The sequence below is a fragment of the Streptomyces sp. ITFR-16 genome (genome assembly GCF_031844705.1).
Taxonomy (GTDB): Bacteria; Actinomycetota; Actinomycetes; order Streptomycetales; family Streptomycetaceae; genus Streptomyces.
The window spans coordinates 1807573-1824318 of record NZ_CP134609.1 but is presented as its reverse complement, the minus strand read 5'-3'; the positions used below and the strand labels follow the sequence as shown (position 1 = coordinate 1824318).

The 16746-nt window shown below is 74.5% G+C and carries 15 protein-coding genes; 7 read left to right on the top strand and 8 right to left on the bottom strand.

Annotation, left to right across the window (positions count from 1 at the left end; all coding sequences use genetic code 11):
• Positions 1-7: 7 nt before the first annotated feature.
• The gene (locus RLT58_RS08075; RefSeq protein ID WP_311309711.1) at positions 8-1402 is read right to left on the bottom strand and encodes a hypothetical protein; all 1395 of its coding nucleotides are present in this window, start codon (positions 1400-1402) and stop codon (positions 8-10) included.
• A gap of 153 nt (positions 1403-1555) precedes the next feature.
• On the opposite strand from RLT58_RS08075, the gene RLT58_RS08070 reads away from it, so the two are divergent.
• On the top strand, positions 1556-2866 hold the full coding sequence (locus tag RLT58_RS08070) for a molybdopterin-dependent oxidoreductase (protein ID WP_311309710.1): 1311 nt from the start codon (positions 1556-1558) through the stop codon (positions 2864-2866).
• A 325-nt stretch (positions 2867-3191) separates the two neighbouring features.
• Here the strand turns inward: RLT58_RS08070 and RLT58_RS08065 are convergent, their stop codons facing one another.
• From RLT58_RS08065 to RLT58_RS08055, 3 genes are read right to left on the bottom strand one after another with little or no spacing between them, the layout of a single operon-like run.
• The gene (locus tag RLT58_RS08065) at positions 3192-3992 is read right to left on the bottom strand and encodes a class I SAM-dependent methyltransferase (RefSeq protein ID WP_311309709.1); all 801 of its coding nucleotides are present in this window, start codon (positions 3990-3992) and stop codon (positions 3192-3194) included.
• Complete coding sequence (locus RLT58_RS08060; protein ID WP_311309708.1) at positions 3989-4663, bottom strand: TIGR04282 family arsenosugar biosynthesis glycosyltransferase; 675 nt, start codon at positions 4661-4663, stop codon at positions 3989-3991. The genes RLT58_RS08065 and RLT58_RS08060 overlap by 4 nt, the downstream gene beginning before the upstream one ends.
• Complete coding sequence (locus RLT58_RS08055) at positions 4660-5364, bottom strand: glycosyltransferase family 2 protein (protein WP_311309707.1); 705 nt, start codon at positions 5362-5364, stop codon at positions 4660-4662. The genes RLT58_RS08060 and RLT58_RS08055 overlap by 4 nt, the downstream gene beginning before the upstream one ends.
• Before the next feature lie 124 nt (positions 5365-5488).
• On the opposite strand from RLT58_RS08055, the gene RLT58_RS08050 reads away from it, so the two are divergent.
• Both RLT58_RS08050 and RLT58_RS08045 read left to right on the top strand, forming a co-directional pair.
• The gene (locus RLT58_RS08050; protein ID WP_311309706.1) at positions 5489-6274 is read left to right on the top strand and encodes a response regulator transcription factor; all 786 of its coding nucleotides are present in this window, start codon (positions 5489-5491) and stop codon (positions 6272-6274) included.
• The gene (locus RLT58_RS08045) at positions 6271-7377 is read left to right on the top strand and encodes a sensor histidine kinase (protein ID WP_311309705.1); all 1107 of its coding nucleotides are present in this window, start codon (positions 6271-6273) and stop codon (positions 7375-7377) included. The genes RLT58_RS08050 and RLT58_RS08045 overlap by 4 nt, the downstream gene beginning before the upstream one ends.
• A 189-nt stretch (positions 7378-7566) precedes the next feature.
• Here the strand turns inward: RLT58_RS08045 and RLT58_RS08040 are convergent, their stop codons facing one another.
• The 3 genes from RLT58_RS08040 to RLT58_RS08030 all read right to left on the bottom strand — a co-directional run bounded on the left by RLT58_RS08040 (position 7567) and on the right by RLT58_RS08030 (position 11049).
• The gene (locus RLT58_RS08040; protein WP_311309704.1) at positions 7567-8646 is read right to left on the bottom strand and encodes an NAD-dependent epimerase/dehydratase family protein; all 1080 of its coding nucleotides are present in this window, start codon (positions 8644-8646) and stop codon (positions 7567-7569) included.
• Between the two features lie 83 nt (positions 8647-8729).
• Positions 8730-10388 carry an acyl-CoA dehydrogenase family protein gene (locus tag RLT58_RS08035; protein WP_311309703.1) on the bottom strand — a complete coding sequence of 553 codons (1659 nt, stop codon included), beginning with the start codon at positions 10386-10388 and terminating at the stop codon, positions 8730-8732.
• Positions 10389-10428: 40 nt separating this feature from the next.
• Positions 10429-11049 carry a TetR/AcrR family transcriptional regulator gene (locus tag RLT58_RS08030; protein WP_311309702.1) on the bottom strand — a complete coding sequence of 207 codons (621 nt, stop codon included), beginning with the start codon at positions 11047-11049 and terminating at the stop codon, positions 10429-10431.
• 149 nt (positions 11050-11198) lie between these two features.
• On the opposite strand from RLT58_RS08030, the gene RLT58_RS08025 reads away from it, so the two are divergent.
• The gene (locus RLT58_RS08025; protein WP_311309701.1) at positions 11199-13013 is read left to right on the top strand and encodes a choice-of-anchor A family protein; all 1815 of its coding nucleotides are present in this window, start codon (positions 11199-11201) and stop codon (positions 13011-13013) included.
• A gap of 127 nt (positions 13014-13140) precedes the next feature.
• A complete protein-coding gene (locus RLT58_RS08020) occupies positions 13141-13836 on the top strand; it encodes a L,D-transpeptidase (RefSeq protein ID WP_311309700.1) in 696 nt (231 codons plus the stop codon).
• Positions 13837-13846: 10 nt separating this feature from the next.
• Here RLT58_RS08020 and eno read toward each other — a convergent pair whose 3' ends face one another.
• Positions 13847-15136, bottom strand: a complete 1290-nt coding sequence (gene eno / locus RLT58_RS08015; RefSeq protein ID WP_311309699.1) for a phosphopyruvate hydratase — start codon at positions 15134-15136, stop codon at positions 13847-13849.
• 103 nt (positions 15137-15239) lie between these two features.
• On the opposite strand from eno, the gene RLT58_RS08010 reads away from it, so the two are divergent.
• Both RLT58_RS08010 and RLT58_RS08005 read left to right on the top strand, forming a co-directional pair.
• On the top strand, positions 15240-16151 hold the full coding sequence (locus RLT58_RS08010; RefSeq protein ID WP_311309698.1) for an HxlR-like winged helix-turn-helix transcriptional regulator: 912 nt from the start codon (positions 15240-15242) through the stop codon (positions 16149-16151).
• 154 nt (positions 16152-16305) lie between these two features.
• Entirely contained in the window at positions 16306-16725 is a 420-nt protein-coding gene (locus tag RLT58_RS08005) for a TOBE domain-containing protein (RefSeq protein ID WP_311309697.1), read from the top strand.
• The last annotated feature ends 21 nt before the right edge of the window (positions 16726-16746 follow it).

Here is a 16746-nt window from a genome sequence, read left to right as displayed (position 1 = left end):
GCCCCCGCTACCACCCGGTCCAGAGCAGATGGTTGACCGCCAGGGCCACGGCGGCCTGCGCCGCCTGCCAGCCGCGCCGGCCGGGGGCGGGCAGCAGCGCGGCGGCGGGGAGCAGCCACAGCATGAACGGCTGCCAGATCCGCTCCGTCTCCGCCTTGCTCATCCCGGACACATCGGCGGCCAGCAGCGCGAGGAGCGCCGCCGACACCAGCAGGACCAGAGCCTGGGGCCCGGCCGTCGGACCCGTCCGCAGGGTCCGTAGCGCGCCGGGCGCGCCCGCCCCCGCCCGGCGCAGGCCGGCGAGCGTCGCCGGTCCGACGGCGATCGCGGTACAGGCCAGATTGCCCCATACCCAGTAGGAGTACGGGCGGAAGCCTCCCGCGCCCTGGTGGTAGCGCTCGACGAGGATCCGGTACGCCTCCCACCATTCGAAGCCCGCGAGCGTGAAGGCGGCCGGCGCCACCAGCGCTCCCGCGACGAAGAGGGGGAGGGGCCGGGCGGTGCGGCCCACCACGAGCACGGCCAGCAGCGGGAGCGCGATGAGCACCAGACCGTAACTGAGGTAGCAGGTCAGCCCGTACAGCAGCCCGGCGCCCAGCGCGGCGGCCGCCGGAGCGCGGACCGTGCGGGTCGCGGCCAGGGCCAGCAGCGCGATGGACCACGCGGCCACCGCAGTGAAGTAGCCGTCGGCCGAGGTGCCCGCCCAGACGGCGACCGGTGCGAGGACCAGGAAGGGCGCGGCCCGCCGGGCGAGGTGCTCGCCGGCCAGGGCCCGTACGGTGATCAGCACGGCGACCGCCGCCGACGCGCCGGTCGCGATGCACCAGACGCCCGCCCAGCCGCCCCCGCCCAGCCCGATGCGGTCCAGCAGCACGAAGGTGAGCGTGGCGCCCGGCGGATGCCCGGCGACATGGGCGGGCCAGTTGCCGGGCGGGCCGATCAGGATGTGGTCGTTGAACCCGCGCAGGGCGGCGCCGATGTCGTCGAAGCGGCCGATGACCCGCAGATACTCGTGCTTGGTGGTGAGCCGCTCGGCGATCCCCCGGCCCCAGCCGTCGATCAGGGCGAGCGAGAAGACCCAGGCCAGTGCGGTGGCGTAGCAGCCGAGAAGCAGAGGCCGCCAGCGCAGCCGGTCGGCGAGCACAGGTCCGTACGCGATCACGGCGACGGCGACGACGGGCGCGGCCCAGGTGCCCGGCCCGATGTGCGGGTACCAGGAGGCGAGCAGCGGCGGCCAGTGGACGTAGAGCGTGTGATCGGCGTTCTCGATGGCCGTGCCGACGACTGCGGCGACGGCGACGAGCAGCAGGCCCGCGCCGGCGGCGGCCAGGTCGAGGCGGTGCCCGGAGCGCTGTGCGGGAAGCGGTTCGGTGGCGTGTTCGGTGCGGTCCGCGGTCTTCACGCAGGCACCGTACGCACGCCGGGGCGCCGGGAGCGGCTGCCGGCCGGGCGCGTCACCGAACCGTCAGATTCCGTGCCCCGCCAGGGGTGACGTCACCGTTTCGTCAGGAGTCGCAACCGGCCCGCGCCGGTATCCCGGGCATAGCGTCGGGACATGGGCGACAGCCGTCGGAGGATTCCGACCCCACCCGCGTTCCCTTCCCGCAGCCTCTCCGTACGTGCCACGGCGATCTCCCGACGCCTGCCCACCGCACCGGGCTTCTGGCGCAGCCCCGTGCGCGGTGTGCGCTTCACCGCCGTGCTCGGCCTCGTCCTGCTCGGCGGGATCACCGTGCTCTTCGTGACCGGGCTGCTGTCGTACGCCGCCTACAACCCGGACCTGAGCCCGGTCAACGACAAGACGCCCGACAAGGGGCTGCTGGGCTTCTACCTCTTCGCCTGGCCGACCGGCCCGCACTGGCTGTACCGGCTGACGCAGGGCGTCCATGTCACCCTCGGCATCGTGCTCGTCCCGGTCCTGCTGGCCAAGCTCTGGTCGGTCGTGCCCCGGCTCTTCGCGCTGCCGCCCGCCCGGTCCGCCGGGCACGCGCTGGAGCGCCTCTCGCTGCTGCTCCTGGTGGGCGGGGCGCTGTTCGAGTTCGTCACCGGGCTCCTCAACATCCAGCTGGAGTACCTGTTCCCGGGCTCCTTCTACCCCCTGCACTTCTACGGGGCGTGGGTGTTCTTCGCCGCGTTCCTCGCGCACGCCGGGCTGCGGGCTCCCCAGGCCGTCCGGGTGCTGCGCTCGGGCGCGCTGAGCGGCACCGTCCCCGGCGACCCGCTGCAGTCCCCGGCCCCCGCCCCCGCGACGCTGTCCCGCAGGGGCGCGCTGGCCATGGTGGGCGCCGGCTCACTCGTCCTCTTCCTCACCTCGGCCGGCCGCAGTTTCGACGGGCCGCTGCGGCGGTCGGCCGCGCTCACCCCGCACGGCGCCGCCGAGCCGGGGTCCGGACCCAACGGCTTCCAGATCAACAAGACGGCCGCCGCCGTCGGGGTGACCGCCGCCGACACGGGCGAGGGCTGGTGGCTCACGGTCAGCGGCCCGGCCGGGGACCTCCGGTTCAGCCGGGACCAGCTCCTCGCCATGGAGCAGCACAGCGCCGCCCTCCCGATCGCCTGCGTGGAGGGCTGGTCCACCTCGGACCAGTGGTGGCGCGGCGTCCGGCTCAGGGACCTGGCGGCGCTCGCCGGATACCCGGACGGCCCGCCGGGGGTGCTCGTGGAGTCCGTGCAGCGCAGGGGCGCCTTCCGCCGGGCCGCGCTCCGCGACAACCAGGTGGCCGACCCGCGCTCCCTGCTGGCCCTCGCGGTCAACGGCGAGGACCTGTCGCCCGACCACGGATATCCGGCACGGATCATCGTCCCGGCCGCCCCCGGCGTACTCAACACCAAATGGGTGTCCCGGCTGACCTTTGGAGAGCTGTGAAGGCGAACGACCCGCGTGCCCTCCTGCGGCGCCGGTACGGGGAAGGCCCCCTGCACCTCGTCCTGATGGCCGCCTCCTTCGCCCTGGCGGGCTACGCGGGGGTGCGGCTGCTGGCGGGGGACACCGCCGGGGTCGTCCTCTGGTTCGCCGGCGCGGCCCTGGTGCACGACCTGGTGCTGGTCCCGCTGTACGCGACGGCGGACCGGCTCCTGTGCCGGTCCGCCGGGCGGCACCGGGCCCTGGTGAACTTCGTCAGGGTGCCGGCGTTCCTGTCCGGGCTGCTGCTGCTCGTGTGGTTCCCGCTGATCACCCGTCAGTCCGCGCGCTACGAACCGGCGAGCCGGCTCTCCCCCGATGTGTTCCTGGGCAACTGGCTGCTGATCACGGCCGCGCTGTTCGCGGTGTCGGCGCTCTGGCTGGCGGTCCGCGGGGTGCGGCTGCGCCGCAGGGAGACGAAGGGGCGGCCGTCCGCCTCCCACTGATCCGCCTGCTGCCAGCCGACCGGCCGCGCGTGGTCCAGGAGCGCCCGGGTGCCCAGCCGCGCCCAGGGGAACGGCCGGCCGGGTACGGCCCCCGGCCGGGCGTCGCGCCCGTCGTCCAGCCGCACGTCCACCCGCTCGTCGATGTCCTGCGGCGCGGTCTCCGCGATCAGCAGCCCGCCCGGGGCGACCAGCGCTGCCGTGCGCCGCAGCAGCGCGCGCGGGTCGCCGCCGATCCCGATGTTGCCGTCGACCAGCAGGACGGTGCCCCAACGCCCCTCGCCGGGCAGCGGTTCGAAGACCGAGCGCCGCAGCGCCGATCCGCCGAGCCGCAGGGTGCGGGCGACCGCCGCCTCGCTGACGTCGATGCCCAGCGCCCGGTGGCCCCGGGCCGCCAGCGCCGCGACCAGCCGCCCCGGCCCGCACCCGATGTCCAGGACCGGCCCCTCACAGCGGTGCAGCGCCGACAGGTCCGCGGCGTCCGCGCCGGCACACCAGCGCTCGACGTCCAGCGGCAGCAGCCAGCCGTCCGTACGGCGCAGGAACAGCGGACCGTGCCCGTTGCGCAGGGCGTTGGCGTACGGGTCGGTGCTCCACGAGACCCCGTCGGTACGGGCCGGACCGGACTCCGGCAGCGTCCGGCTCACCGGGCCGCCGCCCCGGTCGTCCGGGCCAAGACGGCGGCGAACCGCCCGTGCGGCGCGAGCCCCGCGACATGCGCGGCATCGGCCGCCGTGTCCACGTCCCGCAGCGGCGGAAGGTCGCGCACCCGCAGCCCGGCGTCGACCAGCCGCCGCCGCTGCACCGCGCCCGTCTCGGGCACGGACATCGGTACGCCGCGCAGCAGCCGGGGGTCCGGCTCGGCCAGGCCCAGCGCCCAGAACCCGCCGTCCTCGGCCGGGCCGAACCACGCGTCGCAGTCCTCCCACGCGGTCGGGGACAGCGCGGGGGCCAGAACGGCGGCGGTGATCTGCGGGGTGTCCATCCCGATCAGGACGGTCGGCCCCGCGCAGGCGCCGAACGCGGCGGCGAGCCGCTCGTCGAGCCCCCCGGCGCCCTGCGCCACCACCTCGATGCCCGGTGGCAGCCACGGTCCGGGCGCGCCCTCCAGGACGACCGCCCGCCGGGCCGCGGGCAGCGCGGCCACCGTGCGCAGCGTGTCGGCGAGCGACGCCTCGGCCAGCCGCGCCGCCTCGTGGGGCGAGAAGGGCGGCGTGAGCCGGGTCTTGACCCGGCCGGGCAGCGGCTCCTTGGCGATGACCAGCAGGGTCGTCCCGCCGGACGCGCGGCGGGCCGCGCCGGGGTGGGGCGCGCTCATCGCGACGCCACCGCCCGGGCGGGCGCCTCCGCCAGCACCGCGCGCATGTCGCGCACCGCGTGCCAGGTGCCCAGCCAGGTGCCGGTGACCTTCGACTTCCCGGTCCGGGCGAGATAGGGCACATCCGTCTCGGCGACCCGCAGCCCCGCGTCCGATGCGCGCACCACCATCTGGAGCGGATATCCGCTGCGCCGGTCGGTGAGGTCGAGCGCCAGCAGATCGGTGCGGCGGGCGGCCCGCATCGGGCCGAGGTCGTGCAGCCGCAGCCCCGTGCGGCGGTGCAGCATCCGGGCCAGGGCCGCGTTGCCCGCCCGCGCGTGCAACGGCCAGGCGCCGCGCTCCTGCGGGCGGCGCCGGCCGAGCAGCAGATCGCACTCACCGTCGGCGATCCGGCGGACGAAGCCGGGCAGCAGCCCCGGGTCCAGCGAGCCGTCGCAGTCGCAGAAGCAGACGAACTCCGCGTCACAGGCCAGCAGTCCGGCGTGGCAGGCCGAGCCGAAGCCGCGCCGGGGTTCGTGCACCACGGTCGCGCCGAGGGACCGGGCCAGCTCCGCCGAGCCGTCGGTGGAGCCGTTGTCCACGACGATCGCACGCCAGCCGGCCGGGATCGCGGCCAGCACCCCGGGCAGTGCGGCGGCTTCGTCCAGACACGGCAGGACGACGTCGGCACAGGGGCCGGAAATATCGGAGGAAGGAGTCACGCGGCTCACCCTACGGAGCCAAAACCGACAATTCGGGTTCCGGATTCTTACGAAATATGGACGTCGCCCGGCGGGCACGCACCGGGGTCCGCGGCGCCCCGCCACCAGTGCCAAGGTGGAGGGCATGCAGCCGATCCCGGACCCCGCACCGCCCCGCCCCGCCGACGGGGCGCCGCCCGCCCCGCGCGGCCACGTCCTCGTGGTGGACGACGACCCGACCGTCGCCGAGGTCGTCGCCGGGTACCTGACCGGGGCCGGATACGACGTGGCGCGGGCGGCGGACGGCCCGGCGGCCCTGGAGCGGTACGCCGCCCGGCGACCCGACCTCGCCGTCCTGGACCTGATGCTGCCCGGCATGGACGGCTTCGAGGTCTGCCGCCGCATGCGGGCCCACGGGCCGGTGCCGGTCATCATGCTGACCGCGCGCGGCGACGAGGAGGACCGCATCCTCGGCCTGGAGACCGGGGCCGACGACTACGTCACCAAGCCCTTCAGCCCCCGCGAACTCGTCCTGCGCGTCGACTCCGTGCTGCGCCGCGCCGGAGCCGCCGCGCTGCCCCCCGGCCGCCCCGGACTGCTCGAAGGCGCCGGACTCGTCCTCGACCCCTCCGCCAGAAGCGCGAGCTGGCGCGGCCGGGCGCTGGCCCTCACCCTGCGCGAGTTCGACCTGCTCGCCTTCCTGCTGCGCCACCCCGGCCGGGTGTTCACCCGTGAGGAGCTGATGCGCGAGGTGTGGGGCTGGGACTTCGGGGACCTGTCGACCGTGACCGTCCATGTCCGCCGGCTGCGCGGCAAGGTCGAGACGGACCCGGCCCGCCCGGAGCTGATCCGTACGGTCTGGGGCGTCGGCTACCGGCTGGACCTGCCGCAGGACGCGGCGGCCGCCGACGCACCGGGAGTGCCCGCGTGAGCGACCTCCTCCTCATCGCGCTGTTCGCCTTCCTGGGCGCCGCGGCGGCCGGACTGCTCGGCGCGCTCGCGCTGCGGCTCTTCCGGCGCCGCTCGCTCGTCGTCTCGCTGACCGTGGTGGCCGCCGTGGCGGTGACCGCGATGCTCGCCGGGACACTGGCCGTGGCCTGGGCGATGTTCCTGTCGCCGCACGACCTGTCCGTGGTCACGACGGTGGTCGCCATGGCCGCCGTCGTCTCGCTCGGCACCGCCGTGCTGCTCGGCCGCTGGGTGGCCGCGAGCAGCCGCGAACTGACGCTCGCCGCCCGCTCCTTCGGCGACGGCGGCACCTTCGCGGCGCCCGAGGCCCCGGCCACCGCCGAACTCGCCGCCCTCACCCGCGAGCTGGCCGCCACCAGCGCCAAGCTCGACAGCTCGCGCGAGCGCGAACGCGCCCTGGAGACCTCGCGGCGCGAGCTCGTCGCCTGGATCTCGCACGACCTGCGGACCCCGCTCGCCGGTCTGCGGGCCATGTCCGAGGCGCTGGAGGACGGCATGGCGGTCGACTCGAAGCGCTATCTGCGCCAGATACGCACCGAGGTGGACCGGATGAACGACATGGTGGGGGACCTCTTCGAACTCTCGCGCATCCACGCCGGTTCGCTCAGCCTCACCCCCACCCGGATCTCGGTCTACGACCTGGTGGGCGACGCGCTCGCGGGCGCGGACCCGCTGGCCCGCGAGCACGGCGTGCGGCTGGTCGGCGACCGGATCGAGGCGGTGCCCGTCGAGGTGGACGCCAAGGAGATGAGCCGGGTCCTGGGCAACCTCCTGATCAACGCGATCCGCCGCACCCCCGCCGACGGCACCGTGGCCGTCGCCGCGCACCGGGCGGGCGCCGGGGTGGTCCTGTCGGTGACCGACGGCTGCGGCGGGATCCCGGAGGAGGACCTGCCCCGGGTCTTCGACACCGGCTGGCGCGGCACCCACGCCCGGACGCCCCCGGCCGGCGCGGGGCTCGGACTCGCCATCGTGCGCGGCATCGTCGAGGCCCACGCGGGCCGGGCGGAGGTCCGCAACGTCACCGGCGGCTGCTGCTTCGAGGTGACCCTGCCACAGGCGTGAGCCCCAGGGCCTGCCCGGCGGACCACGGCCGACACGCCCTGGGTCGTGCCGTCGAACCGGCGTCTGCCTCGCGGCGCCATGCACGCACTCTCGCGTCCGGTACAGGGGCCTGGGGTCGGCACGCCGAGAGCACGCACCTGACGCCGCCCGGCCGCCCTTCGGGCAACGACGCCAGTTCGACGACACGCCCTAGGCGGGCAGGGCGGCGGCCGTCTCCCGCAGTGGCGCCGCCGCGAACCCGGCCATTCCCTCGGCGAACCCCACCGCCGGCGCCCACCCCAGCTCCTCGCGCAGCCGCCGCGAGTCGGCGGTGACATGGCGTACGTCCCCGAGGCGGTACTCACCGGTGACCACCGGCGCCGGCCCGCCGTGCGCCCCGGCCAGGGCCGCGGCCATTTCCCCGATGGTGTGCGGGTCCCCGCTCCCGGTGTTGTACGCGGCGAAGCCGCCGGGGCCACGCCCCGCGACCGCCTCCAGCGCCACCGCGTTCGCGGCCGCCACGTCCCGCACATGGACGAAGTCGCGCCGCTGGCCGCCGTCCTCGAAGACGCGCGGCGCCTCGCCCCGGGCCAGCGCCGACCGGAAGAAGGAGGCGACCCCGGCGTACGGGGTGTCGCGCGGCATCCCCGGCCCGTACACGTTGTGGTAGCGCAGAGAGAGCGCGCTGCCGCCGGTCGCCCGCGCCCAGGACGACGCGAGGTGCTCCTGGGCGAGCTTGGTCGCCGCGTACACATTGCGCGGATCGGCCGGGGCGTCCTCCGCGACCAGCCCCGGCGCGAGTTCGGCCCCGCAGTCCGGGCAGCGCGGCTCGAACCGCCCCGCGGCGAGGTCGGCCTCCGCGCGCGGACCGGGCCGGACCCGGCCGTGGCGGGGACAGTCGTACCGGCCCTCGCCGTAGACCACCATCGAACCGGCGAGCACCAGGGACCGCACCCCGGCCGAGGCCATGGCGGCCAGCAGCACCGCCGTACCGAGGTCGTTGCACCCCACGTAGTCCGGGGCGTCCGCGAAGTCCTTGCCGAGGCCGACCATCGCCGCCTGGTGGCACACCGCGTCGATCCCGCGCAGCGCGCGCTCCACCGCGTCCCGGTCCCGCACGTCCGCCACGATCAGCCCGTCGCCGCCCCCGGCGCCGGTCCGGCCCGGCGCGCCGCCGTGCGCCGAGGGCAGCAGGGCGTCGAGCACCACCGCCTCGTGCCCCGAGGAGACGAGGGCCCGGACGATCTCCGAACCGATGAATCCGGCGCCGCCGGTGACCAGTACACGCATACCGCCCACGCTAGGCCGCGCGGGCGCCGTACCGCCGCACATCGGACGGCACGTCACGGGACCGTAAGGGATGGAGCCGGCGGTCACACCGGGAGGCGTTCGAGCAGCCCGTCGAAGTCCGTCCCGGCCGGCAGCGTGCCGAAGGCCAGCCCCCGGTCCCCGGCCAGTCGCGAGGCGCAGAACGCGTCCGCGACGGCGGCCGGTGCGTGGCGTACCAGCAGCGAGCCCTGGAGCACGAGTGCCGTGCGCTCGATGACGCGCCGGGCGCGGACCGGGGCGTCATCGGTCAGGACCAGTTCGCCCCGCAGCTCCCGCCAGGCCGCATCCAGCCGGGCGTCGGCTCCGGTGGCGGCCTCGATCTCGGCGCTCAGCGCCTGGAGCGACTCCGGTTCACGCGCCAGGGCCCGCAGCAGATCGAGGGCGTTGACGTTGCCGGAGCCCTCCCAGATGCCGTTGAGCGGGGCCTCGCGGTAGAGCCTCGGCATCCCGGACTCCTCGTCGTACCCGTTGCCGCCCAGGCACTCCAGGGCCTCGGCGACGGCGGCGGGCTGGCGCTTGCACACCCAGTACTTGCCGGCCGCCGTGGCGAGCCGGAGGAAGGCGCGCTCCCGCGGGTCACCGTGCTGGGCGCGGTCCGCGGCCCCGGCCAGCCGCAGGGCCAGGGTGGTCGCCGCCTCGGACTCCAGGGCCAGATCGGCGATGACGTTGCGCATCAGGGGCTGGTCGATGAGCCTGGCGCCGAACACGGCACGGTGGCGCACATGGTGGGCCGCCTGGGCGAGCGCGGCGCGGGTGCCCGCGGCGGAACCGAGGACGCAGTCCAGCCGGGTCATCGTGACCATGTCGATGATGGTCCGCACGCCCCGGCCCTCGTCCCCGACGAGCCAGGCCACGGTGTCGTCGAACTCGGGCTCGCTGCTGGCGTTGGAGCGGTTGCCGAGCTTGTCCTTGAGCCGCTGGATACGGAACGTGTTGCGGCTGCCGTCGGGCAGCACCCGGGGGACCAGGAAACAGGAGAGACCGGCCGGCGCCTGCGCGAGCACGAGGAAGAGGTCGTTCATCGGGGCGCTGGTGAACCACTTGTGCCCGCGCAGCCGCCAGGTGCCGTCCGGCTGCTCGGCGGCGGTGGTCGTGTTGGCGCGCACGTCGGTGCCGCCCTGCTTCTCCGTCATGCCCATCCCCGCGAGCAGCCCCGGCTTCTCGGCGGGCGTGCGCAGGCCGGCCTCGTACACCCGGCTCGTCAGCAGGGGTTCGTAGGTCTTGGCGAGCTCGGGGGCGTGCCGCAGGGCGGGCACCACCGCGTACGTCATGGAGACGGGACAGCCGTGGCCCGCCTCCGTGCCGCTCCACACCATGAAGCCGGCCGCGCGCGCCACATGCGCGCCGGGCCGGGGGTCCGCCCAGGGGGCGCCGCCGAGCCCCTCGCTGATCGCCACGTCCATGAGGCAGTGGTAGGCGGGGTGGAACTCGACCTCGTCGATGCGGTGTCCGTAGCGGTCGTGGGTGCGCAGCCTCGGCTCGTGCCGGTTGGCCTCGTCCGCCCAGCGCTGCGCCTCCGCACTGCCCGCGCGCCGCCCCAGCCGGTGCAGGTCGTCCAGATACCAGTCCGCGCCCTCGCGGCACACGCCCTCGATCAGCACCGGGTCGTCGGCGACGTCGTGCCCGGTCAGCGGCGGCGGCTGGTTCGTCACCTCGTGGGTCGTCGCGGCGGGGTGGCTGTGCGGTGCGGGGTTCGCGGACATGGCGGGCCTTCCTGGGCGGAGAGGGATCGGCGGAGACGGATCAGGGGCGGGGCGACGGCGAGGCGGCGCCGGCGCAGCGCAGGGCCATGGCGGTCAGCTCGGCGAGCAGCCCGTCGGTGTCGTTCTCCTCCGGGGCGCCCAGCGGCGCCACGAGGACCTCGCCGACCGCGCCGGTGAGGGCCGCTGCGGTGATGTCCCCGTTCTGCGGCGGAAGCAGTCCCTGCGCCATGCCCTCACGGACCACCTCGGCGAACAGCGCGCGGTAGCGGCGGCGGAAGGCGAGGCGTTCGCCGCCGACGGCGGGTTCGGCCGGGGCGGCGAGCAGCGCGTAGGCCAGGCCGCGGTTCTCCAGCGCGCGCCCGGCGAAGACCCGTACGCCGTCGGTGAGCCGCTCGACCGGGCTCCCGGGCCCGGTCAGCACGGAGGCGAGGACGTCCACCTCGTGTCCCGCCGCACGCCGGAAGACCTCGACGGCGAGGGCGGCCTTCGACGGGAAGTGCTGGTAGACCGAGCCGGCCGCGATGCCGGCGGCGTCGGCGACGGCGGTCACGGACGCCTGTGACCAGCCCACTTCGGCGACGACCTCGGTCGCCCGGGCGACGAGATGCTCGCGGGCCGATGAGAGGCGCTGGATTTCGGCTGGGGTCTTGCGGTAGGCCATGAAAGAAGTGAAGCACCATTCATAGTTTCCCGGCAAGGGCCGGACGCCCCGGCCCTTGCCGGTCCGTACGGGTGGGGTTGGAGCCTGGAAGGCGCAACGGCACGTGTCGGCCCCGGGCCGGTGCGCCGCCGCTGCCCAGGATGCTGGCTATGAGACCTCTCACCCAACGCCTCGCCCGGCTGCGTGCACGCGCCCGCACCACCGGGGCGGCCTGCGCCGTGCTCGCGACCGTCGTCCCCGCCTTCACCCTCGGCCTCGGTGCCGCCCCGGCCACCGCGGCCCCTCTACCGGGCGGCCTCGGCCCGTGCGTGCCGGGCGCCTGCCCCGACCCGTTCCCAGGGATCAACAACGGGCCCCTCGCCGGCCGGGACAACGCGATCAACATCTTTGTCGGTGACGACTTCCTCGTACGCGGCAGGGCGGCCGAGGCCGAGGGCCGTGTGGTGGTGCTCGACGACTTCGACCAGAACAAGGACCCGGGCGCGAGCGGTTCGTACAACCTCGGGATCGTCGGCGTCGGCTCCCGCGTCCCGCCGCCCAATGGGGCCGACTTCCTGACCACCGGCGGGGACGTGACGATCGCCGGCGGCCAGACCCTCGACACGACAGGCGGCATCGCCGGCGAGCAGGGAGTCGTACGGTACGCCGGGACGCAGACCGGTACGATCGCCGGGACGCCCGTCCAGGACCCGGCCGCCGCTGCCCCCTACACGGCGCTGCGCGACCAGCTCACTGCGGCCAGCCAGTGCTACGCGCGCCCCGGCGGTGCGCTCCGCACCCCCACGGGCACGGCGGTCAACCAGGGCACCCGGACGCTCTTCACCGGCGACGGGACCTCCGCCCTCCAGGTCTTCAACGTCGACTTCGACCTGGCCACCGCCACCGGCGCCCAGCAGGGGATCGTCTTCGCGGACATCCCCGCCGGTGCGACGATCCTGGTCAACGTCATCGGCGCCGACCGCACGATCAACACCTACAGCGGCGGGATCGACGACGCGACCGACCCGCTGAATTCCTACCGCGACCGCCTCCTCTGGAACTTCCCGGACGCCACCAGCGTGGGCCTCACGGGCACCGGGCAGTTCCAGGGCAGCCTCCTGATGGGGGAGCAGTCCTCCATGACCACGGTGACCCTCCCCGGGGTCAACGGCAGGTTCTTCACCACCGGCTCGGTCACCCACACCAGCTCCGCGACCGGGGGCGGCGGGCAGGAGTTCCACGCCTACCCCTTCAACGGCGACCTCCCGGACTGCGCCGGCCCGCAGCCCGTGACCGGTGAGGTGCGCGTCCTCAAGACGGACTCGGACTCCGGCGCCCCGCTGGCAGGCGCGGACTTCGAGCTGTGGCGCGAGACCAACAACGTGCCGGGTCTGCAGACGACGGGGACCGACCCGGACACGCTGGTGACGACGTGCACGACGCCGTCGACGGGCGTGTGCGCGCGGACCACGGCCCTGGGCACCTACTACTGGCGCGAAACGGAGGCGCCGGACGGGTACGAGCTCCCTGACCCGGCGGTGTTCGGACCGCTGACGCTCACCGAGGACAACGCGGACGCGGGCGTCCAGGTGGCGGCCGCCAATACCAAGGAGCCGGTGCCGCCGGTGACCGGTTCGCTGACCCTGGAGAAGACGGACGCGAAGAACGGGCGGCCGCTGGCCGGGGCGGTTTTCGAGCTGTGGCGGGAGACCAACGGCGTACCGGGGCTCCAGACGGCCGGGACGGACCCGGACACGCCGGCCGACCCGGGGTGCTCCACCGACGAGGCGGGTGAATGCGTCTTCGACGACCTCCCGCTGGGCGCGTACTACCTGCGCGAGACGGCCGTCCCGGAGGGCTACGTGCTGCCCGCCAACCCTGTCTCGGGACCGTTCGAGGTGACGGAGGCGAACAGTTCGCAGGGTGTCACCGTCGAGCTGGACAACCAGCGCGGTGAGCCCTGCAAGGGCAAGGACTGCAAGTAACGCCCCGAAGGGGGGCGCCCCGGGCGCACTCACTCACCCGGCCGCCCACCAGTGGGCGGCCGGGCCGGAGCCTGGTCGACTGGCGCACAGAGCCCGTGAAGCGCTGATCCGCCCAGGAGGTCCCGTCGTGCGTCGCCCCATCCGTACCACCGGTGCCGTGGCCGCAGCAGCGGTCACGGCACTGCTGTGCACAGCTGCTCCCGCCGCGGCCGTGCCGCCGGCCGACACGGAGTGCACCGCACCGGCCGGTCCCTACCAGCGTCAGCTGGAGAAACATCTGGGCCGGCCCGTGGACGGCCGCCAGTCACCGGAGGACTGCCGGGCCATCCGGTCCTTCCAGACCGCGAACGACCGGCCCCACGCGGACGGCTTCGCCGACCTCGCCACGTACCGCACCGTGCTCGTCGTCGAGGCGACGCCCGATCCCAACGCGGCAGGCCGCTGCCCCGTCGAGTCCTCCCGGATGACCTGCGTCGACATGGACCGGCAGCTGCTGTGGGTGCAGACCGGCAAGCGCGTCGTCTTCGGGCCGGTGCCCATCCGCACCGGTCGCGACGCGCAGGAGACCCGCCCCGGCCGGCACGCGGTCTACTGGCGCGACCGCGACCACGTCTCGACCATCTACGACAATGCCCCCATGCCGTACTCCCAGTTCTTCGACGGCGGCCAGGCCCTCCACGGCCACCCGGGGGACCTGTACGACGGCGGCGGCTCGGCGGGCTGCGTCAACCTGACCGTGGACGACGCCGCGAAGCTGTGGGACCTGCTGGCCCTGGAGGATCCCGTCTACGTGTGGGGCGTCAAGCCCGGCACCGCCGACTGAGGCCCGCCCGCTACGGCCGGCGCAGGCCCAGCGCCTCGCGGCCGGCGTAGTGGGCCTGCGTGCCCAGTTCCTCCTCGATGCGGACGAGCTGGTTGTACTTGGCGGTCCGGTCCGAGCGGGAGAGCGAACCGGTCTTGATCTGGCCGCAGCCGGTGGCGACGGCGAGGTCGGCGATCGTGGTGTCCTCGGTCTCGCCGGAGCGGTGGGACATGACGACGGTGTAGCCGGCCCGGTGGGCGGTGGCGACCGTGGCCAGGGTCTCGGTCAGGGTGCCGATCTGATTGACCTTGACGAGGACCGAGTTGGCGATGGAGTCCCGGATTCCGGCCCGCAGCAGGGTCTCGTTGGTGCAGAACACGTCGTCGCCCGTGAGCTGGCAGCGGTCGCCGAGCCGGGCGGTCAGCGCGCGCCAGCCGTCGTGGTCGTCCTCCGCCATCGGGTCCTCGATGGAGGCGACGGGGTAGCGGTCGACGAGCCCGGCGAGGTAGTCGGCGTGCTCGGCGGGGGTGCGGCGGACGCCCTCGCCCGCGTAGTCGTAGACGCCGTCGTGGAAGAACTCCGACGTGGCCGGGTCCATGACCAGGGTGATGTCGGTGCCGGGCTTGTAGCCGGTCTCCTCGATGGCGCGCACGACGAAGTCCAGGGCTTCGTCGGCGGTCCGCAGGTCCGGCGCGAAACCGCCCTCGTCACCGACGTTGACGCTGTGTCCGGCGGCGATCAGGCTGCCGCGCAGCGTGTGGAAGACCTCCGAGCCCATGCGTACCGCCTCGGCGAAGGTGGCCGCGCCGATCGGGGCGATCATGAACTCCTGGAAGTCCAGCGGATTGTCGGCGTGGGCGCCGCCGTTGACGATGTTCATCATCGGCACCGGCAGGACGCGGGCGTCGACGCCGCCGACGTAGCGGTAGAGCGGCAGCCGGTGGGAGGCCGCGGCGGCCTTGGCGGCGGCCAGGGAGACGCCCAGGATCGCGTTGGCGCCGAGCCGGGTCTTGTCGGGCGTGCCGTCCAGCTCGATCAGTGCGGCATCCACCCCCGCCTGGTCGTCGGCGGAGCGTCCCACCACGGCGTCGGAGATGGCGTCGTTGACGGCATCCACCGCGCCTCGCACGCCCTTGCCGTGGAAGCGGGCCGGGTCGCCGTCGCGGAGTTCCCTCGCCTCCCGGGCCCCGGTGGACGCGCCGGACGGGACGGCCGCGCGGCCGAGCGATCCGTCGGAGAGTTCGACATCGACCTCGACCGTGGGGTTGCCCCGGCTGTCGAGGATCTCGCGTCCGACGACCCGGCTGATGAGTACTGGCACGTTGCAAACTCCTCGCGCAGGTCCGTCACGCGCAGACACCGTGACGGAAGTAAGTTCCATCGGGAAACAAAGTGAGTCCTGAAAGAGAACCTACTATGGGCGCATGAAGATGCACAACGCCGACGAGACCTGCGGCATCGCCCAGGCGGCCGTGGTCCTCGGGGACTGGTGGAACGTGCTGGTGCTGCGGGAAATCGCGCGCGGCCACGTCCGTTTCGACGCGCTGGCCGCCGGGCTCGGCCTGTCCCGCAACGTCCTGACGGAGCGTCTGGGCCGCCTCGTCGCGGCCGGGGTGCTGCGCCGCAGCCTCTACCAGCGGCGCCCGGTGCGCTACGAGTACCTGCTGACCGACGCCGGGTCCGCGCTGCTCCCGCTGCTCGTCGCGATGCAGGACTGGGGCGACCGCTGGGTGCTGGGCGACGGAAGCCTCACCGCCACGGCCGAGGGCGACAGTGCCGAACACGCCCGGGTGCACGCCCTGGCCGGCACCCGGCTGCCCGACGGCCTGGCCCTGCCCGGGACCCTGGGCGCCGATCCCGCCCTGGTCCCGCCGGACGCCGCCGCCACCGTGCTGTTCACATACCCTGGCACGGGCATCCCGTGGGGCGATCCGCCGATCCCCGGCGCCGACGGCTGCACCCTGGAGAACCGGCTCTTCAAGGACGCCTGGCCCGACTTCCGGCGGGCGGGCGTGGCCGTACGCGGCATCAGTACCCAACTCGTCCACGAGCAGGTGGAGTTCGCCCGGTCCGAGGAGGTGCCCCACCTCCTGCTCTCCGATGCCTCGCACCAACTGGCGGCCGCCCTCGGGCTGCCGGTGTTCCGGGGTGCGGGCCGGCTGCGCCACAAGCGCCTGATCCTGGTCCTCGACGCCGAGAGGACCGTACGGCACACGCTGTTCCCGGTCGTCGACATCCCCGGCGCGGTCGCCGAGAGTCTGCGGCTGGCCGTGGACTGCGCCAGGACGGGGGCCGGGACCGGCTCCGGGCCCTGGACGGGCACCGTGCCCGGGTGACGGATTGCGCACTTCGGCAGCCTCTGCCGGCCCTGACCCCGGATCGGGCTCGCGTCTGCGACGGGCGTCCGGACAGCCGGGGCCAGGGTGTCTAGAGTGGCAGGGCGGACCAGGAGATACCTGGCATTTCCCCACGAATTCGAGGCACCGTTCCATGAGCCTGAGCATCCGTAACCAGATCCCCGGCACCGTCACGGCCGTCACCCCGGGCGAGGTCATGGCCACCGTGAAGGTGCGCCTGGCCGGCGGGCAGGACATCACGGCCGCCATCACCCTCGAAGCGGTCAAGGATCTGGGGCTCGCCGAGGGGTCCCCCGTGCGCACCCTGGTGAAGTCCACCGAAGTGTCCCTGGCCACCGGCCCCGTCGAGGGCCTGAGCATCCGCAACCAGATCCCGGGCACCGTCACGGATGTGGTGACCGGCGGCGCGATGGCCGGCGTCAAGGTCGCCGTCGAGGGCGGCGAACTGACCGCAGCCATCACCAAGGACGCCGTCAGCGACCTGGGCCTCGCCTCCGGAACGCCCGTCGTCGCCCTGATCAAGTCGACCGAGGTGTCCCTGGCCGCGGTCTGACCCCGCCCGGACCAATCCCGC